The sequence below is a fragment of the Streptomyces sp. NPDC031121 genome, from assembly GCF_055570615.1.
This window is the reverse complement of the sequence record NZ_JBVIGV010000001.1, coordinates 113,883-135,891: the sequence shown is the minus strand read 5'-3', so window position 1 is coordinate 135,891 and position 22,009 is coordinate 113,883. Positions and strand designations below refer to the sequence as shown.

Below are 22,009 nucleotides of genomic sequence, written 5' to 3'. Positions count from 1 at the left end.
ACACGAGCATATCTACGCGCGTAGCGGCCTGTCACCCCCCATGGGTGCACATCTGTGCGGGGCCGGCCGCATCCGTGCTGCGGGGCCCCGGCAAAGGCGCTGGTCATGGCCGTTACACGGCCATGACGGGAATCCGACGGTCCGGCCGAAACCGGCGCATAGATTTTTCCCAGCAGCCCGCCAGACCTCCCGGAACACGGACCACGGAACACGGACCACGGCCCGACCGACCGCCCGCCCGCCCGCCCGAGAACACGCGGCATGCGACTCTCCCGCCTATCCTCGACACAGCTCCAGGAGTCGTGATGCGTACCGCCTTCCGCACCTCGCTCGTCACCGCCGCCCTCGCGGGCGCGCTGCTCTGGCCCGCCGCGAGCGGGGTGTACACGGCCGTCGCCGCGCAGGCCCCGCCGGCCGCGTCCGCGCTGTCCGGCGGCGGCGCGACCCCGGACGGCGCCGACCGGTACGCGGGCGAGCCGGTGTACATCGGCGAGGGGCTCGTCGCGGTGCTGCGGAACGGGCCGGAGGGCCCCGAGGCGTGGATCCGCGCCGTCGGCACGCAGTGGAAGCCGGGCGACACCTACATGGTGCGGGTGCTCGCGCTGCTGGACCGCAGCCACCCCGGGGACACCGTGAACGGGCTCAGGCTCCGCCTGGCCAAGGCGGACACCGACGCGCCGGTGCTCGTCGTCACCCAGGACGGGGCAACGGAGTCCTACCCGCTGCCGGCGAAGGGGGCGGCCGTGGAGCCCGCCGCCGTCCGGCCCGCGGAGGCGCCCGCGGAGGAGGCCGCGACCCCGGCGGTGCGGGCGGGGGCGGCGGCCGCGCCCGCGGCGCTCGTCACGACGGCGGCCGGCGCCGCGCCCGCGGCGGCGTACGGGCCCGCGGCGGAGGACGGCGACGCCACCGTCACGGTCGCGGCGGGCGGCGGGCTGGTCGCGATCGCCGGCGCGACGGCCGCGGCCCGGCTGCTCCGCGCCCGCCGCGGCGGCGGCGCCTGACCGGCCACTTCGGCGGCCGGGCGGGAGCCCGCAGGGGGGTCGTCCTCCGAAGGCGGGTGAGGCAGAATCGGGCGCATGAGCAGCCAGCAGCCCCCTGATGAACCGGTCTACGACGACCGGGTCTACCGCTCCCCCATGGCCGTCGTGACCGGGGTCCTGCTGCTGGCGCTGATCGGATGGCTCTGCGGCGACGCGATCGTCCGCGGGGAGGGCTCGGCCCGCTGGTTCGGGGCCGCCGCCGCGCTCTTCGCGGTGCCGCTGACCGTAGCGTTCACGATGCGCCCCGCCGTCTTCGCCAACGAGGACCGGCTGCGGGTCCGCAACCCGTTCCGCGTGATCGAGCTGCCCTGGGCGGCCGTGGACGCGGTCCGCGCCGGGTACTCCGCCGAGGTGCTCGCCGAGGGGTCCACCTACCAGCTGTGGTCCGTCCCCGTCTCGCTGCGCGAGCGGAAGAGGGCGCAGCGCGGGCGGCTCAGCCGCCGCGGCGGCCTGACCGGCCGCGGCCTGGCCGCGAAGCCGTCCGGCCCGGAGGCCGGGGGCGGGGCCGCGGACGGGGCCGCCGCCGAGCCGCAGCGGGCGTACGCGGACCGGGTCGTGGACGAGCTGCGGGAGCTCGCCGAGCGCGGGGCCACGCGCGCCGGCGCCCAGGGCGGCGTACGGGTGCGCTGGTCCTACGAGGTCATCGCACCGGCCGCCCTGGGCGCCGTCTCTCTCGTGGTGCTGTTCGCGCTCCGCTGAGGGGTCTCAGACGCGCGCGGCCCGCGAGTCGTGCGGGTCGTGGCACAGGGCCCAGATGACGAAGATCGCGATGGCGATGGCGATCACCGACCACCAGGGCTGGTACGGCAGCCACAGGAAGTGCGCGATCAGCGACAGGCAGGCCAGCACGATGCCGGTGACGCGCGCCCACAGGGCGTCGTTTTTGAGCAGGGCCAGACCGGTCACCAGGGCCAGGATGCCGAGGATCAGGTGGATCCAGCCCCAGCCGGTCAGGTCAAGCTTGAAGACGTAGTCGCCGATGCGCTGGTAGACCTCGTCCTCGGCGATCGCGGCGATGCCCTCGATGATCGCGAGCACGCCGATGACGGCGAGCAGGACACCGGCGAAGACGGTGCCGCCGGTCGCCCAGTCGCCGGTGTCGCCGGGCCGGCCGGCGGGTGTCTGAGTGGGTGTGGTCGCCATCGCGCCACCTGGCCTCTCGCTCGTACGGGTGGGGCCATTCGAGCGTGCGGGGGTTCGGCCGCCGGGGCGAGCGGCCCTGGGCCGAACGGGTGACGGGCGCCCCGTCCCCCGCCCGGCCGCCCGGCCGTCCGGAGCGGTCAGAGTTCGCAGTCGATGCGGACGTTCGTGCCGGTCTCCCCGTCGCAGTCGTCCGTGCCCGCGAGGCCGTTCAGGGTGTCGTTGGCCGGGCCGCCGCGCAGCAGGTCGTCGCCGGATCCGCCGGTGAGGAAGTCGATGCCGCCCGCGGTGCCGACGGAGTCCCGGGCGGTCCGGGAGTCGGTGTTGTCGCCGATGAGGAGGTCGTTGCCGCCGCGGCCGTCGATGACGTCGTTGCCCGCGGTCGCGCCGGCGGGGTCGCCGAGGCCGCTGTCGCCGGCGAGGACGGTCTCGTCCGCGCTGCCGCCGAGGATGCGGTCGTTCCCGGAGCCGACGGCCTTGCCGGAGTAGGACCGGTGGTCGCCCCAGGCGCCGTACCCGCCGTCCGCGCCCAGGTCGATGAGGTCGTCGCCGCCGCTGCCTGCGGTGTCGCCGAGGACGGAAGCGCTGTCGCCGACCGCCTGGCCGATCTCGCCCTCGCCCTCCAGCAGGACGTCGTCGCCGGCCCCGGTCGCGCCGCGGAAGCCGCTGGAGTCGCCGGTCAGACTGTCGCTGTCCCGGCCGCCGTCGAGGCGGTCGTCCGCCCCGCCGGACGCGCGGTCGCCCGCGCTGTCGCCGATCAGGGAGTCCTCGCCGTCGCCGCCGAACAGCAGGTCGGCGGAGCCTCCGTCGGCCGTGCCCTGCACGGCGAAGTGGTCGCCGACCAGGGTGTCGGCCTCGCCGCCGCCGACGAGGTGGTCCCGGCCCGTCGGCCCGGAGGCTCCGCCGCTCCAGGCGGCGTCGTCGCCGACGAGGAGGTCGGCGCCGGGGCCGCCGTCGAGCTGGTCGTCGCCCGCCCCGCCCGCGATCCTGTCCTCGCCCGGGCCGCCGAGCAGGACGTCGTCGCCGCCGAGGCCGCAGATGAGGTCGTTGCCGCCGCCGCCGTCGAGGATGTCGCGCCCGGCCGTGCCGATGAGGACGTCGTCCCCGGGTGTGCCGCGCGTGCCGGTGGCGGCGGCGCCGAAGCAGGTCGCGGCCGCGCCCGCCGTGTCGGCGGCTCGGGCCGGGAGCGTGCCGAGCCCGGCGAGGGCGGCAGCCAGGACCTGCGCCCCGACGAGGGCGGCGATCCTGCGGGCGGGCCGGGCGGGCCGGGCGGCCCGGGCGGGGCCGCGGAGGTCTCTTCGGGGTCCGGGCATGGCGGTCTCCTTCCGCGGCATCCGGTATGCGTCGCGTGGCGCTCACTGTGCGTGAGGCGTGCCGGTGGCCGGGGAGGGCGCGTCCGCTGCCGCCGTATTTTCATCCGATCGGCTTCTCGTACGACTCCCCTGTCCGGGGCATACGGAACCGAAGCCGCCGCGGAGCGCGTCCACGCAGGTGTGCAGCGTCATGAGGCCGGCCACTGCGCCGCCACCGCCCTACACCTGCGGCTCCGGCTCCTCGGCGGGGCCCTGCTCGTCGCCCACCTGCTCGTCGTCGGCTGGCTCACTCTGCGCCCGCTGGACGTGCCGTGGGCGGCGGCCGCGAACCTGACGCCGTTCCAGGGCATCCGCGCCGACCTGGAGAACGGCCCCGTGGCGGCGGCCCGCCGGATCGGCGGGGCCCTGGCGCTGCTGGCCCCGCTCGGGGTGCTGCTGCCGCTGGCCGGCGGGAGCCTGGCGCCGACGCCGCTGGCGGCCTGGTCGTCACTGGTGCGGACCGCGGCCGCGGGGGTGCTCGTCTCGATCGGCATCGAGATGCTGCAGAGCTCGGTCCCGGGGCGGGTCGTGGACGTCGACTCGGTGCTGCTGAACACGGCGGGCGTGGTGCTGGCCCACGTCGCGGTGGTCCCGGCGGCGCGGGCGCGGATGCGGCGTACGCGGGCGGCACGGGCCAAGACCTCTCAGGGGCCCACCCCGAGAATTGCCAGGGTCGGGCTCGGCCCCTGGACCGACGTTCTGTCAGCGGTGCCGCGGGAGTATTGAGGCATCACGGAAAACCCCGTGAAGACTGACGGAGGAGATCCCATGAGCGCCCTTGTTCGCCCCCGTGACGGCCGCTGGATCGGCGGCGTCTGCGCCGGACTGGCGCGCCGGTTCGGAATGTCCGCGAACACCATGCGGCTGATATTCGCCGTCTCGTGCCTGCTGCCCGGGCCGCAGTTCCTGATCTACCTGGCGCTGTGGCTGCTCCTGCCCAACGAGAAGCCGTCCTCCGCCGCCTGGTGACGGGCGGGCCGCCGGCCGCCGGTGGGGCGGCCCGGTCGCACCGGCGTGGGGGCGGCCCTGCGGGTCAGGACGCGCGGCGGACCTTGTCCAGCTGCTTGTCGGCGACCTCCTGCGGCACCTGCGCCTTCTGCCCGGCGGCCGCCACGTTGAGGGCCATCAGCCGCACGATCGTGTCGCCCTGGCGGACGACGACCACGTGGACGTGGGCGGAGACGCCCTGGGCGGCCGCGGTGGTGGTCCAGCTGACGGTGTCGTCGCCGGCCGTGCGGTATCCGGCGGCGCGGACGTCGCGGTAACTGCCGCTCTGGTTCTGGACGGTGGCGGTGAAGCCGGTGCCGCAGGCGGCGACGGCGTCCTTCAGCCGGGAGACGAGCGCCTTGGCGTCCCGCTCCGCGTACGAGCTGACGGAGGCGGAGACCGCGAGGCCGACCTCCTTCTGCGAGCCGACGCCGCGGTTGACGGTCTCCCGGGCGGCCGGGTCGGGCTTGTCGCCCATGATGTCGGCGAGGGGCTGGCAGGTCCTGCGGTCGGCCTGGGGCTGTCCGTCGGGCGCGCCCGGGTTCTTGCCCTGGGCGGACACCTGGTAGCCGGGCAGGTCGCCCGGGGCCAGGGCGGAGCGCTCCAGCCTGCTGCCGCCCGACGGGGACGGCGGTGCGGAGGGGGTGCCCGCGGCAGGGGTGCCGGCGGGGGCGGTGACCGGGGCGGAGCCCTTCTGGTCCGGCGCCTTCCCGCCGCCGGGGCCGCTGCTGCACGCGGTGGACCCCAGGACGAGGGCGGGCAGCAGGGCGGCGGCGACCGCTCCGGTGGTGGTTCGTGGCTTCGTACGCATGACCGGTGACCTCTCCCCCGGCGGCGCCGGGCGCGTCCCTGCCGGGCCTCGGCGGGCGGTTGGCGGGGATCCTGGCACACGGCACCGCGCGGCGCACACCCGACCGAACCGGCGTGCGCCGCGCGGACACGCTTGCGAATCGAGGGGATCCGGGGACGGATCCGGCGTGGATCAGCCGCCGAGGGCGCCGTTCAGCGGGAGGCCGCCGAGGGTGGGGCCGAGCGCGTTGGTCAGCTCGCCGACCGGGGCCGCCGGGTCGCTGGACTGCCGGCCGTCGGCGTTGACCTGCTGCTGGCTGGTGACTCCCTGGAGGGCGCCGGTGGCGGTGCCGAGGGCGTCGGTGAGGCCGACGGCGGGGGTCGCCGAGGCGGTTCCGGCAGCGGCGGCGGCGAAGGCGGCACCCATGGCGGCGGCACCGAGCATCTTGGCAGCTGACTTCTTCATGAAGGATGTCCTTGCGACGGGGAACTGGGCGGCTCCGCAACCTAGCCACTGCAAACCGGCGCCCGCAAACATCGGTAAATATGAAGAAGCGCCCGGGAATTGCTCTTCCCGGGCGCTCCCCTTTGGTCAGTCCGCGGACCGGATCCCCACGGAACCGCTGGTGGAGGCGGTCTGCCGGAACAGCCATTCCGACTTCAGCCCGGCGTAACCCGGCTTGATGACATCGTTGATCATTGCCAGTCGTTCATCGAAAGGAATGAAAGCGGACTTCATCGCATTGACGGTGAACCACTGCATGTCGTCGAGGGTGTAGCCGAAGGCGCCGATCAGGTGCTCGAACTCGCGGCTCATGCTGGTGCCGCTCATCAGCCGGTTGTCGGTGTTGACCGTCAGGCGGAAGTGCAGCCTGCGCAGCAGTCCGATCGGGTGTTCGGCGTACGAGGTCGCCGCGCCGGTCTGGAGGTTCGACGTCGGGCACATCTCCAGGGGGATGCGCTTGTCGCGGACGTACGAGGCGAGGCGGCCCAGGGTGACGGAGCCGTCCTCGGCGACCTCGATGTCGTCGATGATCTTGACGCCGTGGCCCAGGCGGTCGGCGCCGCACCACTGGAGGGCCTGCCAGATCGACGGCAGGCCGAAGGCCTCGCCCGCGTGGATCGTGAAGTGGTTGTTCTCGCGCTTGAGGTACTCGAACGCGTCGAGGTGGCGGGTGGGCGGGAAGCCCGCCTCGGCGCCGGCGATGTCGAAGCCGACGACGCCGTTGTCGCGGTAGCGGTTGGCGAGTTCGGCGATCTCCAGCGCGCGGGCCGCGTGGCGCATCGCGGTGAGCAGGGCGCCGACGCGGATGCGGTGCCCGGCATCCCTCGCGCGGCGCTCGCCCTCGCGGAAGCCGTCGTTCACGGCCTCGACGACCTCTTCGAGGGTGAGGCCCGCCTCCAGGTGCTGCTCGGGGGCGTAGCGGACCTCGGCGTAGACGACGCCGTCCTCGGCGAGGTCCTCGGCGCACTCGGCGGCGACCCGGAAGAGGGCCTCCTTCGTCTGCATGACGGCGCAGGTGTGCGCGAACGTCTCCAGGTAGCGGGGCAGGGAGCCGGAGTCGGCGGCGTCCCGGAACCAGGTGCCCAGCTTGTCGGCGTCGGTCTCGGGCAGCTTGTCGTAGCCGGCCGCGCGGGCCAGCTCGATGATCGTGCCGGGGCGCAGTCCGCCGTCGAGGTGGTCGTGGAGCAGCACCTTCGGGGCACGGCGGATCTGGTCCGGAGTGGGCGGGTTGGAGGTCTCGCTCGTCATCTGCGCACTCTAGCTCCTACGCGCGTAGAGCGCGCCCGCGGCGTGAGGCGCCGATATCCAACAGAGACCGTACGGACGGGTCGCGTACACCTGTCAGTCTGAGACTGTTCCGCCATGTCACCTCATACGCCGCCGGCGCGCGGGGCCCGCCTGGGGCGGGCTTCCGGCGCGAACGGCACGGTCCTGACGGTCAACGGCGCGGTGCTCCTCCTCCCGGGCGGGTCCCGGTGGGCGCCCGGCCCGGTGCCCCGGCTCGCGCGGGCCCTGGCCCGGGCGGGCGGGCCGGACGGCCTGGTGGTGCACACGCTCGCGTACGGCGGCCGCGGCTCCCGCGAGCAGGACGCGCGCTGGGCCGCGGACGAGGCCGTACGCCGCTACGGGGACGTCCCCGTCTGCCTGGCCGGGTACGGCGCGGGCGGCCGGGCGGCGCTGCTGGCCGCCGGCCACGAGGCCGTCAACTGCGTCGTGGCGCTGGCCCCTTCGCTCGGCGCGGCCGCGGAGCCGGACTCGCCCGAACCGGTGAAGCAGCTCTCCGGCCGGCAGGTGCTCCTCGTGCACGGGACGGACGACGCCCGCAGCGATCCGGAGTCCTCCTTCCGGCTGGCCGAGCGCGCGAAGAAGGCGAACCGGGCGACCTGCCGCTTCGAGGTGCACTCCGACGGCCACCGGTTACGCGAGCACCGGTCCGAAGTGGTCGCCCTCACCGTGGACTTCGTCCTCGGGGCGGTGCTGTGCGCCCGCCGCTCCCGCCCGGTGGCCGACGCCCTGGCCGCCCCGCCGCCGCTCGGCCTGCGCATGCCGCTGGCCTCGGGGTTCGGCCGTTCTCTGCGGGGCTGAGCGGGGGCCCGCGGCGTAGAGTGGAAGAGGACTCGGGGGCAGCGCTCTCCGGGAGGCGATCGGCATGGCCATGGTCCGCAGGAACTTCGACAAGGCCGACGAGACGCGGCCCTTCGTGGACGGCACGGGTCGGCTCGACCTGATCCAGGTCGAGGGCGGAGCCATCGGCCGCGCCGTCTTCGAGCCGGGCTGGCGCTGGTCGGACCACGTCAAGCCGCTGGCCGGCACCGACAGCTGCCAGTCCGCGCACACCGGATACGTGGTGAGCGGGCGGATGCACGTCGTCATGGACGACGGCGAGTCGGAGGACTACGAGGCGGGCGACTTCATGCAGGTGTCCCCGGGGCACGACGCCTGGGTCCTCGGCGAGGAGGCCTGCGAGGTCGTCGACTGGACCGGCTTCGTCGGGTACGCGAAGGCGGCGGGCGGCTGACGCCCGCGGTCCTGGGCGGCGACCGCACCGGTCCACCGAGGCCGGCCGTTCCGCCCCCTCCCGGTCGGACGGCCCAGGGCTGCCGGGTGCGGCCACCGCCGTACGCGCGCCTGCGCACCGGGCGGCCGCCGTACGGCGGGACGCGGTCGGGCAGGATGCGGACCGCCGTGGTCGTCGGCCGTCGGCGCACCATCCGCGGACCTGCCGGCGCCACATCGCCGGGATCGTGCGCGCGGTCGGCGCCACGTCCCGCTTCCAGGCGGGCTATCCGCTCCCGGCGGCCGGGCCTCCCTCCGCGGCCGGGGCGGAGGGGGCGGCGCCCGGCTCCTGAACCGGGGCGTGCCACTCCGGGATCAGCCGGCCGCGCCGGGACAGCAGGAACCGCTTGAACTGCGCGACCGGCGGGGTGTCGGGGTGGCCGTCGAGCCAGGCGACGCCGATCTCGCGGACGGCCCGCGGCGCGGTCACCGTCAGCTCGACGACCCCCGGCCGGGGGACCGCGGGGGGTGGCAGCAGGGCCACCCCGAGGCCGGCGGCGACGAGGCCGCGCAGCGTCTCGGCCTCCTCGCCCTCGAAGGCCACGCGTGGGGCGAACCCGGCCTCGGCACACAGGTCGTCGGTGATGCGGCGCAGGCCGTAGCCGGGCTCCAGGGTCACGAACACCTCCTCGGCGGCCTCGGCCAGGCGGATGCGCTTGCGGCCGGCGAGCCGGTGGTCGTCGGGGACGACCAGGCGCAGGCGCTGCTCGTCGAGGCGGCGGGCCACCAGGTCGGGGGCGTCGGGGAGCGGCGAGGTCAGGCACAGGTCGAGTTCGCCGGCGCGCAGCCGCTCCAGCATCGCCTCGCCGTAGTTCTGGACGAGGGAGAAGCGGACGCCGGGGTGGTCGGCGCGGAAGGCGCGGATCAGGCCGGGCACGGTCTCGGGGCCGAGGGTGTGCAGGAAGCCGAACGCCACCTTGCCGTGGGCGGCGTCGGCGTCCTGCTGGACGGATCCGGCGGCGCGGGCGATCTCGGCGAGCGCCTTCTCCGCGGAGGCGAGGAAGGTCCGCCCGGCCGTGGTCAGCGCGACGGTGCGGCCGCGGCGCGCGAACAGGGCGACGCCCAGGTCCTGTTCGAGTCGGACCATGGCCCGGGACAGGGTGGACTGGGGGACGCCGAGCTCATGGGCGGCGCGCGTGACGTGCTCGTGGCGGGCGACCGCGGCGAAGTACGCCAGCCGCGGGGCCAGCAGACTTGTCACGGCCATGTCTTCTTCGTAACGGTTCGCTGACATGCGCCCTCCTGAGCAGCACTGATGCGCTGGTGGATCGATTATCGCGATTCTGTGCATTGGACGCATGAAACGGGCCGGGCCTACGGTCATTGCATGCCTCCCGCTCATACCGGGGCACCCGTCCGCACGGGTGCCTCCACCCCGTCGTCCCCGAAGCCACTCCGCGCCCACTCCCCCGGCCGCCCCGGCTACCGCCGGATGAGCCTGGCGCTCTTCGCCGCCGGACTCGCCACGTTCGCCCTCCTCTACTCCACCCAGGCGCTGCTGCCGGCGATCTCGGACGGCTTCGGGGTGACGGCGGGCCAGGCCAGCTGGACCGTCTCCGCCGCGACCGGCGCGCTCGCCCTGTTCGTGCTGCCGCTGAGCGCGCTGTCCGAGCGCTTCGGCCGGACGCGGCTGATGACGGTCTCCCTCGCGGTCGCCGTCGGCGTCGGACTGCTCGTGCCGTTCGCCCCCGACCTGGAGTGGCTGGTCGTGCTGCGGGCCGTCCAGGGCGCGGCGATCGCCGGCGTCCCCGCCTCGGCGATGGCCTATCTGGCGGAGGAGGTCGAGCCGAAGGCGCTGGTGGGGGCGATCGGCCTGTTCGTGGCGGGCAACTCCATCGGCGGCATGAGCGGCCGCATCGCCGCCGGCTGGGCGGCCCAGGCGTGGGGCTGGCGGGCCGGCCTGCTGACCGTCGGCGTGCTGGCGCTGGCCTGCGCCGCCGCCTACCGGGTGCTGCTGCCCCGGGCCCGGTTCTTCCGCCCGGCCCCGCTCGCGCCCCGCGCGGTGGGCGCCGCCGTCGCCCGGCACCTGCGCGATCCGCTGCTGCTGCGGCTGTACGGGATCGGCGCACTGTTCATGACCGTCTTCGGGGCCGTGTACACGGTGGTCGGCTACCGGCTCGTCGAGGAGCCGTTCTCCCTCGGCCAGGGCGTGGTCGGCTCCGTCTTCCTGATCTACCTGGTCGGTACGGCGTCCTCCGCGGCCGCGGGCGGACTGGTGGCGCGGGCCGGGCGGCGCGGGGCGCTGTACCTGGCGGTCGCCACCACCGCGCTCGGCCTGCTGCTCTCGCTCGCCGACGCGCTGGCCGCGGTGCTGGCCGGGCTGGTGCTGATCACCGCGGGCTTCTTCGCGGGCCACGCCGTGGCGTCGGCGGCGGTCAGCCGCACCGCGACCTCGGGCCGGGCGCAGGCCTCGGCGCTGTACCAGTCCGCGTACTACCTCGGCTCCAGCGCGGGCGGCACACTCGGCGCCCTCGCCTACCACGCGGGCGGCTGGGCGGCGACGGCCGGGATCGCGCTGCTGGCGGTGCTCGGCGTCGTGTCGATCACCCTGTACGGCTCGCACGCCGCCCGCGCGGAGCGGCGCCTGCCGGTACGGGCGGCCGCCGCCCGCTGACAGACCTTCCGGCGAACGCGTCCGTGCGGGGACGCGCGGCGGGCCCCGGGCGATCCCCGGGGCCCGCCTCCTCTCATCCGGGGCCGGCCGGCGGACTCCCGCACCGCTCGCCCTGCGGGTGTCGGACCCCTCGGGTAGGTTCCACTCCATCGGGACCGACCAGGGGGAGCGGCACATGACGGACACCGGAAACCTCACCACCGCCCCTGCGGGCGGGCGCGAGGACCTGGACGCGGCCCTGTACCGCTACCGGGTCGAGCTCACCGGCTACTGCTACCGGATGCTGGGCTCCGCGTTCGACGCGGAGGACGCGGTGCAGGACACGTACGTGCGGGCCTGGCGCGGCTACGCGAAGTTCGAGGGCCGCTCCTCGCTGCGCTCCTGGCTCTACCGGATCGCCACCAACGTCTGCATGGACCTGCTGAGCGCGGGCAGCAGGCGGGCCCGCCCCATGGACCTGACCTCGCCGCAGCACCAGGCCTCCGCGGTGCTGAACGAGCGGCCCGAGGTGACCTGGCTGGAGCCGGTGCCCGACGCGCGGGTGCTGCCGCAGACCGCCGACCCTGCGGAGGCGGCGCTGGCCCGGGAGTCGGTCCGGCTCGCGTTCGTGGCGGCGCTCCAGCACCTGCCGCCCCGGCAGCGGGCCGTGCTGATCCTGCGGGAGGTGCTGGCCTGGAAGGCGGACGAGGTCGCGGCGCTGCTGGAGACCACCACCGCGTCCGTGAACAGCGCGCTCCAGCGGGCGCGGGCCACCCTCTCCGCCCGGCCGGTCCGCGACAGCGAGGCCGCGGACCCGCTGGACGCCGAGCAGGTGCGGCTGCTGGAGCGGTACCTGTCCGCGTTCGAGGCGTACGACATCACCCGGCTGACCGCGCTGCTGCACGAGGACGCCGTGCTGTCCATGCCGCCGTACGACCTGTGGCTCCAGGGGCCCGAGGACATCGCCGCCTGGCACCTGAACCAGGGCATCGGCTGCAAGGGCTCCCGCCTGCTCCCGACGACCGCGAACGGACTGCCCGCCTTCGCCCAGTACCGGCCGCGGCAGGACGGCCGGCCGGGCCACGTCCCGTGGGCGCTCCAGGTGCTGGAGGTGTCAGAGGGCCGGATCACCGGGCTCAACGCCTTCCTCGACACCGACCGGTGGTTCCCGCTGTTCGGGCTCCCCGAGGAGCTGCCCTAGCCCGGCGAGCGCCAGCAGGGCCCGCAGCTCGGGGCCGGCGCCGGTCACCGTGAGACCGCGGCCGAGGCGGCGGGCGGTCAGCCGCAGCCGGGCTAGGGTGTCCACGGCCGCGAGGCCCGGCGGCCCGATCCCGCCGAGGTCGCACACCACGGCGGCGGCCCCGGCGCCGTACAGCTCCGCCAGCCGGAGGCAGGCGGCGGGCGCGCCGCCCGCCGCCACGTCGGGCCCGGTCAGGGCCAGTACCGGTCTCGTCATGCCGGTAGGACCGCACGGGCCGCCGGAACTCATCGCGAGCCGCCGCACATGCGGGAGCGGGCGGGGCGGGCGCGCGCGGCGCCTGCCCCGCCCGCTGCGCGGCGGACGGCCCGGGATCAGGCGATGCGGTCCAGGACGATCGGGTTCGCGGTGAACGCGGTGCCCGCCGGGGCGATGTCGTACGAGCCCTCCAGCGAGGCCAGGGCGTAGTCGAACTTCTCCGGGGTGTCGGTGTGCAGCGTCATCAGCGGCTGGCCGGCGGTGACCTGCTCGCCCGGCTTGGCGTGCAGCTCGATGCCGGCGCCGGCCTGCACCGGGTCCTCCTTGCGGGCGCGGCCCGCGCCCAGGCGCCAGGCGCCGACGCCGACCGCGTACGCGTCGAGGCGGGTCAGCACGCCGGACTCCGGGGCGGTGACGACGTGCTGCTCGCGGGCGACGGGCAGGGCCGCGTCGGGGTCGCCGCCCTGGGCCTGGATCATGCGGCGCCAGACGTCCATGGCGGAGCCGTCGGCGAGGGCCTTGGCCGGGTCGGCGTCCTTGATGCCCGCGGCGTCCAGCATCTCCTTGGCCAGGGCGATGGTCAGCTCGACGACATCGGCGGGGCCGCCGCCGGCGAGGACCTCGACGGACTCGCGGACCTCCAGCGCGTTGCCGGCGGTCAGGCCGAGCGGGGTGGACATGTCGGTGAGCAGGGCGATGGTCTTCACGCCGCTGTCGGTGCCGAGGGCGACCATGGTGGAGGCCAGCTCGCGGGCGTCCTCGATGTTCTTCATGAAGGCGCCGGAGCCGACCTTCACGTCGAGGACGAGCGAGCCGGTGCCCTCGGCGATCTTCTTCGACATGATCGAGGAGGCGATCAGCGGGATGGCCTCGACGGTGCCGGTGACGTCGCGCAGGGCGTACAGCTTCTTGTCGGCGGGGGCCAGGCCGTCGCCGGCGGCGCAGATGACGGCGCCGGTGGTGTCGAGGACGTGCAGCATCTCCTCGTTGGAGAGCAGGGCGCGCCAGCCGGGGATGGACTCCAGCTTGTCGAGGGTGCCGCCGGTGTGGCCGAGGCCGCGGCCGGAGAGCTGCGGGACGGCCGCGCCGCAGGCGGCGACGAGCGGGGCGAGCGGCAGGGTGATCTTGTCGCCGACGCCGCCGGTGGAGTGCTTGTCGGCGGTCGGGCGGGAGAGGGAGTCGAAGTTCATCCGCTCGCCGGAGGCGATCATCGCGGCGGTCCAGCGGGCGATCTCGGACCGGTTCATGCCGTTGAGCAGGATGGCCATGGCCAGCGCCGACATCTGCTCGTCGGCGACGACACCGCGGGTGTACGCGTCGATGACCCAGTCGATCTGCTCGGGGCTCAGCTCGCCGCGGTCCCGCTTGGTGCGGATGACGGAGATGACGTCCATGTGGTGCTTCCTTCTACGCGCATAGAGGGGTGTGGGTGGTCCGCGGGACTGCGACGGCCCTCCGCCCCGCAGGGCGAAGGGCCGTCGGCACGGTTATCTCAGGTGGTCGGGCCCGAAGGCCTGGGGCAGCATCTCCGCGAGCGGGAGGATCCCCTTCGGGGTGTCCACCAGCAGCTCGGGGCCGCCGAACTCGAACAGCAGCTGGCGGCACCGGCCGCACGGGACGAGCACGTCGCCGTTGCCGTCGGCGCAGGTGAAGTGCGTCAGGCGGCCCCCGCCCGTGGCCTGCAGCGCGGAGACCAGGCCGCACTCGGCGCACAGGCCGAGCCCGTAGCTGGCGTTCTCCACGTTGCAGCCGGTCACGGTGCGGCCGTCGTCCGTGAGGGCGGCGGCGCCGACCGGGAAGCCCGAGTAGGGGGCGTAGGCCCGGGACATGGCGTCCCGGGCGGCCGCCCGCAGGGCCTCCCAGTCGGCGTGGGTCGCCGTCGTCACTTGCCCTGGCCCTTGCGGTACGGCATGCCGTCCGCCTTCGGCATCCTCAGGCGCTGTGCCGAGAGCGCCAGGACCAGCAGCGTCGTCACGTACGGGGCCGCGTCGACGAACTGGCTCGGGACGGCGTCCGTCAGGGTGTACCAGACGAACAGGCCCGCCGCGCAGGCCGCGGAGATGGCCGCCTGGACGTGCTTCTTCTTGTACAGCTGCCAGACGACGACGGCGACGAGCAGGATCGCGAGCAGCAGCAGCATCGCGTGGACGTTCTCGGCGCCGCCGCGCAGCCTGAGGCTGTAGGTGAAGCCGAAGAGGCCCGCGCCGAGGGACATGCCGCCCGGCATCCAGTTGCCGAAGATCATCGCGGCGAGGCCGATGTAGCCGCGGCCGCCGGTCTGGCCCTCCTGGTAGATGCCGGTGGAGACGATCGCGAGGAACGCGCCGCCGAGGCCGGCCATCGCACCCGAGACGATCACGGCGATGTACTTGTACTTGTAGACGTTGACGCCGAGGGACTCGGCGGCGACCGGGTTCTCGCCGCAGGAGCGCAGCCGCAGGCCGAAGGCCGTGCGCCACAGCACCCACCAGGTGGCGGGGATGAGGAGCACCGCGACGACGGTCAGCAGCGAGAGGTCGGTGACCAGGCCGCCGAGGACGCCGGCGACGTCGGAGACGAAGAACCAGTGCTTGGCCTGGAGGGTGGCCAGCCAGTCGGAGAGCCCTGGGATGGTGATCTCCGTGATGGGCTCGATGCGCGGGGACTGCTTGGAGGAGCCGCCGGGAGCCTCGCCGAAGGTGAAGTTCGACAGGTACTGGGTGAACCCGATCGCCAGGATGTTGACCGCCACACCGGAGACGATGTGGTTGACGTTGAACGTCACGGTGATGATCGCGTGCAGCAGGCCGCCGAGGGCGCCGCCGACGAGGCCCATGACGACGCCGGTCCAGGGACCCCACTGGTAGCCGGCCCAGGCGCCGAACCAGGTGCCGAGGACCATCATGCCTTCGAGGCCGATGTTGACCACGCCCGCGCGCTCGGCCCACAGGCCGCCGAGGCCCGCGAGGGCGATCGGCACGGCGAGCTGGAGGGCGCCGGAGATCTGGCCGACGGACGTCAGGTCGTCGGCGCCGGAGATGACCCGGACCAGCGAGATCAGGGCGAGGCCGCCCGCGATGATCAGCAGGATCCAGGGGAGGGTGAGCTTGCGGCGTCCGCCGCCCTTCTTGGGCGCGGCGCTCGTCGCGGAAACGGTGCTGGTGCTCACGCCGCGACCTCCTTGTCGGTCTTGATGGCGTGCCCGGCGGCGAGTTCCTCGCCGACCTTCTGCTGCTGGCGGCGGATGCCGTAGCGGCGCACGAGCTCGTAGCTGACGACGACCGCGATCACGATCAGGCCCTGCATGATCGTGCCGATCTCCCTGGCGTAGCCGGCGGTGTCGAGACCGGCGGACGCCTTGTCGATGAAGGCGATCAGGAGGGCGGAGAAGAAGATGCCCACCGGGTGGTTGCGGCCGAGCAGGGCGATGGTGATGCCCGTGAAGCCGATGCCGAGGGGGAACGACAGGTTGTACGTGTGCGACTCGCCGAGCAGGAGCGGCATGCCGGTGAGGCCGGCGACCGCGCCGGAGATGAGCATCGAGGTCATGATCATCTTCTTGGCGTCGACGCCGGAGGCCTGCGCGGCGGACTCGCTGGCGCCGGTGGCGCGCAGGTCGAAGCCGAAGCGGGTCCGGTTGAGGACGAACCAGTAGACGATGCCCAGGGCGAAGGCGACGAAGGTGAAGCCGTAGATCTCCAGGCCGTCGCCGATGGTCAGCGGCGGGAACCAGCCGGACTCGGCGATCTTGCCGGTGGTGAGGTCGTTGGACCCCTCGACCTGGACGCCCAGGTTCTTCGGCAGGACCAGCCAGGCGATCAGGGACGTGGCGATCGCGTTCAGCATGATCGTCGAGACGACCTCGCTGACGCCGCGCTTGGCCTTCAGGAGGCCCGCGATGCCCGCCCAGAAGGCGCCGGTGAACATGGCCACGGCCACGATCATCAGGATGTGCAGCGGACCGGGCAGCGCGACCGCGGCGCCGACGACGGCCGAGACCATCGCGGCGAGGCGGTACTGGCCGTCGACGCCGATGTTGAACAGGTTCATCCGGAAGCCGATGGCCACGGCCAGGGCCGCCAGGTAGTAGATGCCCGCCTGGTTGAGGATCAGGACCTGGACGTCCTCGTACCCGGCCTGCTCCACCATGATCTGAAGCGGCTCGATCGGGTTCACGCCCGACGCCGCCAGCACGATCATCGTCAGTGCGAAGGCGCTGACCAGAGCGAGCGCCGGGCCGGCGGCCGCGAGCAGCAGCCGGTCCTTGTCGATTTTCTTCATCGGGCCTCGTCCTCCGTCGTGTCACCGTCGGCAGCGGCGGAAGGGTTGTCGGTGGCTTCCAGGTGGCCGCGGGCGGCACCCGTCATGGCGGTGCCGAGCTCCTCGGGCGTGATCGTCGCCGGGTCGGCGTCCGCGACCAGGCGGCCGCGGTAGATGACGCGCAGGGTGTCGGACAGGCCGATCAGCTCGTCCAGGTCGGCGGAGATCAGGAGCACGGCCAGGCCCTCGCGGCGGGCCTCGCGGATGGCGTCCCAGATCTGCGCCTGCGCGCCGACGTCCACACCGCGGGTCGGGTGGGCGGCGATCAGGAACTTCGGGTTGTGGCTCATCTCGCGGCCGACGATCAGCTTCTGCTGGTTGCCGCCGGAGAGCGAGGCCGCGGTCACGTCGATGCCGGGGGTGCGCACGTCGTACTCGCGCACGATCCGCTCGGTGTCCTTGCGGGCGGCCTTCGGGTCGAGGATGCCGCGCTTGGAGTTGGGCTGCTCGGTGACGTGGCCGAGGATGCGGTTCTCCCACAGCGGGGACTCCAGCAGCAGGCCGTGGCGGTGGCGGTCCTCGGGGATGTAGCCGATGCCGCCCTCGCGCCGCTTGCGCGTCGGGGTGGCGGAGATGTCCGCGCCGTCGAGGGTGATGGTGCCGCCGTCCGGGAGGGCCATGCCCATGAGGGCCTCGATCAGCTCCGTCTGGCCGTTGCCCTCGACGCCGGCGATGCCCAGGACCTCGCCCTTGTGGATGGTGAAGTCGATCCCGGCGAGGACCTCGCGCACGACGCCGTCGGGGTCGGTGGCGGCCAGCCGCAGGTTGGAGACCTTCAGCATGGGGACGTCGGTGACCGTCGACTCGCGGGTCTCCGGCGACGGCAGCTCGCTGCCGACCATCAGCTCGGCGAGCTGCTTGGTGGTGGCGGTCTTCGGGTCGGCGGTGCCGACGGTGGTGCCGCGGCGGATGACGGTGATGTCGTCGGCGACCTTCAGCACCTCGCCCAGCTTGTGCGAGATGAAGATGACGGTCAGGCCCTCGGCCTTGAGCTCGCGCAGGTTGTCGAAGAGCGCGTCCACCTCCTGCGGCACGAGCACCGCGGTGGGCTCGTCGAGGATGAGGGTGCGGGCGCCGCGGTAGAGGACCTTGAGGATCTCCACGCGCTGGCGGTCGGCGACGCCGAGGTCCTCGACGAGGGCGTCGGGGCGGACACCGAGGCCGTACGCGTCCGAGATCTCCAGGATCTTCTTGCGGGCCTTGGCGCCGATGCCGTACAGCTTCTCGCCGCCGAGGACCACGTTCTCCAGGACGGTGAGGTTGTCGGCGAGCATGAAGTGCTGGTGCACCATGCCGATGCCGCGGGCGATGGCGTCGCCCGGGTTGTTGAAGGAGACCTGCTCCCCGTCGACGGCGATGGTGCCCTCGTCCGGCTTCTGCATGCCGTAGAGGATCTTCATCAGGGTCGACTTGCCGGCACCGTTCTCACCGATGAGGGCGTGGACCGTGCCCTTGCGGACGGTGATGGCGATGTCCTTGTTGGCGACGACGCCGGGGAAACGCTTCGTGATGCCGTGCAGTTCTACGGCGGGGGGGCTGGACGCGTTGATGACGCACTCTCCTTGGCGCGGAAGGAGCTGGAAGCCGGTGTGGCGGGGGGACAGGGCGGGGGGAGAAGGTATCGCGTCCACGATGCCTCTACGCGCGTAGCACTGTCGGAAGTGAAAACTTGCGGCCATGCGGCCACAAGGATCACGGAACGCGGCTCGGGGCCCGGGAGCGGTGAGACCGCCACCCGGACCCCGGAGACCGTTTACCTCACGTCAGGGTAGCCCTTACGGCGCGGTCTTGACGTTGATCTTCTTGGCGATGATGTCGGCCTTGGCCTTCTCCACCGCGGCCTGGAGCTCGGCCATGTTCTTGTACTCCGGGTTGGAGTCGGCCAGGCCGACGCCGTTCTTGTCCAGGCCGTAGCGGACCTCGCCGGACTGCGGCGAACCGTCCTGGACGGACTTGATCAGGTTGTACACGGAGCCGGACACGTCCTTGGTGACCGAGGTCAGGATCTTGTCCTTGTACTTGGCCAGGCCGGCCTGGTTGTACTGGTCGGAGTCGACGCCGATGGCCCACTTGCCGGCGGTGGCGGCGGCCTCGATCGCACCCGAGCCGGCGAGGCCGGCGGCGGCGTAGATCACGTCGGCGCCGTTGTCGAGCTGGCCCTTGGCGGCGGCCTTGCCCAGGTCGGGCTTGGCGAAGCCGGAGAAGTCCGGCGGCTGGCTCAGGTAGGTCGACAGCACCTTGGCGTTGGGGTTGGTGTCCTTGACGCCCTGGGTGAAGCCCGCCTCGAACTTCTTGATCAGCGGGACCTCGACGCCGCCGATGAAGCCGACCGTGCCGGACTTCGACGCCTTGGCGGCGGCGACGCCGGCCAGGTAGGAGCCCTGCTCCTCGTTGAAGACCAGGTTGGCGATGTTCGGGCCGGTCTTCGACGCGTCGTCGATGAGGCCGAAGGTGGTCTTCGGGAACTTCGGGGCGACCTTCTCGATCGCGGCGCCGTAGGCGAAGCCGACACCGATGACCGGGTTGTGGCCCTTGCGCGCGAGCTCGGTGAGGCGCTGGACCTTGTCGGCCTCGCTCTCGCCCTCGGTGGGCTCGGCTTCCGCGCCCTTGATCTGCAGGTCCTTCTCGGCCTTCTCCAGACCCGCGTAGGCGGCGTCGTTGAAGGACTGGTCGCCGCGGCCGCCGATGTCGTAGGCGATGGCTGCGGACTTCTGACCCGTCTCCGTGGAGGAGGCGGAGTCGGACGACTTCTTTCCGCCACAGGCGGTGGCCGAGAGGGCCAGCGCCGCGGACGCGATGCCCACGGTGGCGATCCTGGTGATCCGGCGCAAGGGGAGGCTCCTTCAAAACCTGACCGAAAGCGCCATGACCGGCGCTGGTTTCGCGGCGATCGTAACGCGCGTAGATGTCAGTTAAGAGCCCGTTCAGGAGTCGTTATCGGATCGTCGCGAACCGGACAGTGACCGGTTGGTGACTGCCGGGGCGTCCAGCCCTTGTGTATCAAGGGCTGGACAGGTGTGCCGGGCGCCGCTCAGATGAGGTAAAGATTTCTAGCCGACCGCGCTTGCGCGGCGCCCGTCGAGCAGGGCCGCGGCCGTGAAGAACTCGACTCCGACGGCGATCGCGTCCTCGTCGACGTCGAAGTCGCCGCGGTGCAGGTCCTTCTTGACGGATCCGCCCGGCGGGTGGACGCCGAGGCGGGCCATCGCGCCGGGGACGTGCTCCAGGTACCAGGAGAAGTCCTCGCCGCCGAGGCTCTGCTCGGTGCCCTCGACGGACGCCGCCCCGCAGCGGGCGGTCATGGACTCGCGCAGCAGCTCGGTGACGGCCGGGTCGTTCACGACCGGCGGGACGCCGCGCACGTAGGTGATCTCCGACTTGGCGCGGTGCAGCGAGGCGATCTCGTCGATCGCGGCGTGGATCTGGTCGGGGGCCTCGTGCCAGGCGTTGATGTCGAGGCAGCGGATCGTCCCGGACAGCTCCGCGCGCATGGGGATGACGTTGCAGGCGTGCCCGGTCTCGATCCTCCCCCAGGTGATCGACATGCCGGAGCGGGCGTCCATGCGGCGGCCCACCACCGCCGGCAGGTCGACGGCGACCCGCGCCGCGGCGGTGACCAGGTCGGTGGTCAGGTGGGGGCGGGCGGTGTGGCCGCCGGGGCCCTCCAGGGTGACCTCCAGCCGGTCGCAGGCCGAGGTGATCGCGCCGGTCCGCAGGCCGATCTTCCCGGCGTCGACGCGGGGGTCGCAGTGCACCGCGATGATCTTGCCGACTCCGTCGAGCACACCGGCGGCGATGGCGTCGGTCGCCCCGCCCGGCAGCACCTCCTCGGCCGGCTGGAACAGCAGCCGCACCGGCCGGGGCAGCAGGCCCTGCCGGTCGAGCTCGGCGAGGACCAGCCCGGCGCCGAGGACGACCGCCGTGTGGACGTCGTGGCCGCAGGCGTGGGCCCGGTCGGGGACCGTCGAGCGGTAGGGGACGTGGGTCTTGGCGTCGGGGATCGGAAGGGCGTCGATGTCCGCACGCAGGGCCAGCATGGGCCGGCCGCCGTCCCAGGTGCCCACGTCGCAGACCAGGCCGGTCCCCGACTCCAGTACGCGTGGGCGCAGGCCGGCTTCCTCCAGTCGGGCCTTGATGGCCGCCGTGGTGCGGAACTCCTGGTGTCCTAGCTCGGGGTGCATGTGCAAGTCCCGGCGGAAGGCGATCAGTTCGGCACGCAGGTGGTCCGGCAGCTTCCCCGGCAGCTCGGGCTGGGAGGGCACACCGGGCAGGACGGTCTGGGACTCGCGGGACATCAACTGGTTCACCCGTTGAAGGGTAGGCGCACGAATGGTCCAACCGGATGGAGAAGTGCAAAAGTTCATGCCGTCAGGGGAAAAAAACCAGACCTCTGGACGCATGACCGGTTGCACCCAGGGGTAAACTCGCGCGCTCATCCGGCCCCGGTGGCCGCCCGGACCGCCGGTGCGTACGGGGGCGTGTGGACGGGTGTGGACGGGAAGCTGACGGCGCCTCGGCCGAGCGCACGGCGCGTCGGGGTCGACGCGCGCCCCGGGGCGACAGGCCCTAGGGCCTGTCCGGCGGATCAGGGCCGGGCCCTAACCCGTCGCCAGTTTGGCGGCGAAGCCGAGGAAGAGGACGCCCGCGGCGGAGGTCGCTCCGGCGGTCAGCCGCCGTCGGCGGCGGAAGGCGGCCGACAGGCGGGTGCCGCCGAATATCAGCAGCGTCAGGTAGAGGAAGCTGCCCAGCTGGAGCAGGGCGCCCAGGAGCAGGAAGGACAGCGCCGGGTAGGCGTAGCCCGGGTCGACGAACTGCACGAAGAAGGAGACCAGGAAGAGGATCGCCTTCGGGTTGAACAGGCTGATCAGGACGGCCCGCCGGTACGGCCGCTCCCGCTCGGCGGCGGCGTCCCCGGCCGGCTGCAGCTCGGCCGCGCCGGGCTCGTCCCGCTCGGCCCGCGACCGCCACAGCGACCAGGCCCCGCGGAGCATCCCGACGGCGAGCCAGGTCAGGTAGCCGGCGCCGAGCAGCTTGACGACGCCGAAGAGCAGGGGGCTGGTCTGGAGCAGCGCCCCGGCGCCGGCGGCCGCCAGCGTCATGAGCACGGCATCGCCGGTGAAGACGCCGGCGGCGGCCTTGTACCCGGTGCGCACGCCGCGCCGTGCGGCGACGGAGAGCACGTAGAGGGAGTTCGGCCCCGGCAGCAGGATGATGAGGAGGAGGCCGGCCAGATAGGTCGGCAGGTCGGTGACGCCCAGCATGCGCAGGAGTGTTCCATAGGTTTGCTGCTGT

General features: G+C 73.3%; 23 protein-coding genes. 8 read left to right on the top strand and 15 right to left on the bottom strand.

Features of this window, described 5'->3' with window-relative positions; translation table 11 throughout:
• Nucleotides 1-305: 305 nt before the first annotated feature.
• Nucleotides 306-1,001, top strand: a complete 696-nt coding sequence (locus ACZ462_RS00620) for a hypothetical protein (protein WP_467808000.1) — start codon at nt 306-308, stop codon at nt 999-1,001.
• 75 nt (nt 1,002-1,076) lie between these two features.
• Nucleotides 1,077-1,739, top strand: coding sequence for a PH domain-containing protein (locus ACZ462_RS00615; RefSeq protein ID WP_467808002.1), 663 nt, complete (start codon nt 1,077-1,079; stop codon nt 1,737-1,739).
• A gap of 6 nt (nt 1,740-1,745) precedes the next feature.
• Here ACZ462_RS00615 and ACZ462_RS00610 read toward each other — a convergent pair whose 3' ends face one another.
• Nucleotides 1,746-2,183 carry a DUF7144 family membrane protein gene (locus ACZ462_RS00610; protein ID WP_467808003.1) on the bottom strand — a complete coding sequence of 146 codons (438 nt, stop codon included), beginning with the start codon at nt 2,181-2,183 and terminating at the stop codon, nt 1,746-1,748.
• Nucleotides 2,184-2,320: 137 nt separating this feature from the next.
• Nucleotides 2,321-3,493 carry a calcium-binding protein gene (locus ACZ462_RS00605; protein ID WP_467808004.1) on the bottom strand — a complete coding sequence of 391 codons (1,173 nt, stop codon included), beginning with the start codon at nt 3,491-3,493 and terminating at the stop codon, nt 2,321-2,323.
• Between the two features lie 180 nt (nt 3,494-3,673).
• Between ACZ462_RS00605 and ACZ462_RS00600 the strand changes: the two genes are divergently transcribed.
• Both ACZ462_RS00600 and ACZ462_RS00595 read left to right on the top strand, forming a co-directional pair.
• The gene (locus ACZ462_RS00600) at nt 3,674-4,258 is read left to right on the top strand and encodes a VanZ family protein (RefSeq protein WP_467808005.1); all 585 of its coding nucleotides are present in this window, start codon (nt 3,674-3,676) and stop codon (nt 4,256-4,258) included.
• 42 nt (nt 4,259-4,300) lie between these two features.
• Nucleotides 4,301-4,501, top strand: a complete 201-nt coding sequence (locus ACZ462_RS00595) for a PspC domain-containing protein (protein WP_467808007.1) — start codon at nt 4,301-4,303, stop codon at nt 4,499-4,501.
• Between the two features lie 64 nt (nt 4,502-4,565).
• On the opposite strand, the gene ACZ462_RS00590 is transcribed toward ACZ462_RS00595, so the two are convergent.
• The 3 genes from ACZ462_RS00590 to ACZ462_RS00580 all read right to left on the bottom strand — a co-directional run bounded on the left by ACZ462_RS00590 (nt 4,566) and on the right by ACZ462_RS00580 (nt 7,061).
• The gene (locus ACZ462_RS00590; RefSeq protein ID WP_467808009.1) at nt 4,566-5,330 is read right to left on the bottom strand and encodes a hypothetical protein; all 765 of its coding nucleotides are present in this window, start codon (nt 5,328-5,330) and stop codon (nt 4,566-4,568) included.
• A 171-nt stretch (nt 5,331-5,501) separates the two neighbouring features.
• A complete protein-coding gene (locus ACZ462_RS00585) occupies nt 5,502-5,774 on the bottom strand; it encodes a hypothetical protein (protein WP_467808010.1) in 273 nt (90 codons plus the stop codon).
• 126 nt (nt 5,775-5,900) lie between these two features.
• On the bottom strand, nt 5,901-7,061 hold the full coding sequence (locus tag ACZ462_RS00580) for an adenosine deaminase (protein WP_467808011.1): 1,161 nt from the start codon (nt 7,059-7,061) through the stop codon (nt 5,901-5,903).
• 114 nt (nt 7,062-7,175) lie between these two features.
• Between ACZ462_RS00580 and ACZ462_RS00575 the strand changes: the two genes are divergently transcribed.
• Together ACZ462_RS00575 and ACZ462_RS00570 are read left to right on the top strand one after the other, a co-directional pair.
• Entirely contained in the window at nt 7,176-7,898 is a 723-nt protein-coding gene (locus ACZ462_RS00575) for an alpha/beta hydrolase (RefSeq protein WP_467808012.1), read from the top strand.
• Between the two features lie 64 nt (nt 7,899-7,962).
• On the top strand, nt 7,963-8,331 hold the full coding sequence (locus ACZ462_RS00570; protein WP_467808013.1) for a cupin domain-containing protein: 369 nt from the start codon (nt 7,963-7,965) through the stop codon (nt 8,329-8,331).
• A 264-nt stretch (nt 8,332-8,595) separates the two neighbouring features.
• Here ACZ462_RS00570 and ACZ462_RS00565 read toward each other — a convergent pair whose 3' ends face one another.
• Entirely contained in the window at nt 8,596-9,603 is a 1,008-nt protein-coding gene (locus ACZ462_RS00565; protein WP_468142692.1) for a LysR family transcriptional regulator, read from the bottom strand.
• 93 nt (nt 9,604-9,696) lie between these two features.
• Here ACZ462_RS00565 and ACZ462_RS00560 point away from each other — a divergent pair, with 93 nt between their 5' ends.
• Nucleotides 9,697-10,983: an MFS transporter gene (locus tag ACZ462_RS00560; RefSeq protein WP_467808016.1), complete on the top strand. Its 1,287-nt coding sequence runs from the start codon at nt 9,697-9,699 to the stop codon at nt 10,981-10,983.
• A gap of 175 nt (nt 10,984-11,158) precedes the next feature.
• On the top strand, nt 11,159-12,163 hold the full coding sequence (locus tag ACZ462_RS00555; RefSeq protein ID WP_467808017.1) for a sigma-70 family RNA polymerase sigma factor: 1,005 nt from the start codon (nt 11,159-11,161) through the stop codon (nt 12,161-12,163).
• On the opposite strand, the gene ACZ462_RS00550 is transcribed toward ACZ462_RS00555, so the two are convergent.
• From ACZ462_RS00550 to leuE, 9 genes are all read right to left on the bottom strand, one after another.
• On the bottom strand, nt 12,077-12,418 hold the full coding sequence (locus tag ACZ462_RS00550; RefSeq protein WP_467808019.1) for an STAS domain-containing protein: 342 nt from the start codon (nt 12,416-12,418) through the stop codon (nt 12,077-12,079). The two genes, ACZ462_RS00555 and ACZ462_RS00550, sit on opposite strands and share 87 nt — an antisense overlap.
• A 116-nt stretch (nt 12,419-12,534) precedes the next feature.
• Nucleotides 12,535-13,812, bottom strand: a complete 1,278-nt coding sequence (locus ACZ462_RS00545) for a thymidine phosphorylase (RefSeq protein WP_189808108.1) — start codon at nt 13,810-13,812, stop codon at nt 12,535-12,537.
• Between the two features lie 93 nt (nt 13,813-13,905).
• Nucleotides 13,906-14,304 carry a cytidine deaminase gene (locus tag ACZ462_RS00540; protein ID WP_114053848.1) on the bottom strand — a complete coding sequence of 133 codons (399 nt, stop codon included), beginning with the start codon at nt 14,302-14,304 and terminating at the stop codon, nt 13,906-13,908.
• Nucleotides 14,301-15,566, bottom strand: a complete 1,266-nt coding sequence (locus ACZ462_RS00535; protein WP_467808020.1) for an ABC transporter permease — start codon at nt 15,564-15,566, stop codon at nt 14,301-14,303. Before ACZ462_RS00535 ends, ACZ462_RS00540 begins: the two co-directional genes overlap by 4 nt.
• Nucleotides 15,563-16,678 carry an ABC transporter permease gene (locus ACZ462_RS00530; protein WP_467808021.1) on the bottom strand — a complete coding sequence of 372 codons (1,116 nt, stop codon included), beginning with the start codon at nt 16,676-16,678 and terminating at the stop codon, nt 15,563-15,565. The genes ACZ462_RS00535 and ACZ462_RS00530 overlap by 4 nt, the downstream gene beginning before the upstream one ends.
• Nucleotides 16,675-18,396, bottom strand: a complete 1,722-nt coding sequence (locus tag ACZ462_RS00525; RefSeq protein WP_467808022.1) for an ABC transporter ATP-binding protein — start codon at nt 18,394-18,396, stop codon at nt 16,675-16,677. Before ACZ462_RS00525 ends, ACZ462_RS00530 begins: the two co-directional genes overlap by 4 nt.
• A gap of 96 nt (nt 18,397-18,492) precedes the next feature.
• Complete coding sequence (locus tag ACZ462_RS00520) at nt 18,493-19,548, bottom strand: BMP family lipoprotein (RefSeq protein ID WP_467808023.1); 1,056 nt, start codon at nt 19,546-19,548, stop codon at nt 18,493-18,495.
• A 219-nt stretch (nt 19,549-19,767) separates the two neighbouring features.
• Nucleotides 19,768-21,012 carry an amidohydrolase gene (locus ACZ462_RS00515; RefSeq protein WP_467808070.1) on the bottom strand — a complete coding sequence of 415 codons (1,245 nt, stop codon included), beginning with the start codon at nt 21,010-21,012 and terminating at the stop codon, nt 19,768-19,770.
• A gap of 303 nt (nt 21,013-21,315) precedes the next feature.
• On the bottom strand, nt 21,316-21,978 hold the full coding sequence (leuE, locus tag ACZ462_RS00510) for a leucine efflux protein LeuE (RefSeq protein WP_467808024.1): 663 nt from the start codon (nt 21,976-21,978) through the stop codon (nt 21,316-21,318).
• Nucleotides 21,979-22,009 lie beyond the last annotated feature (31 nt).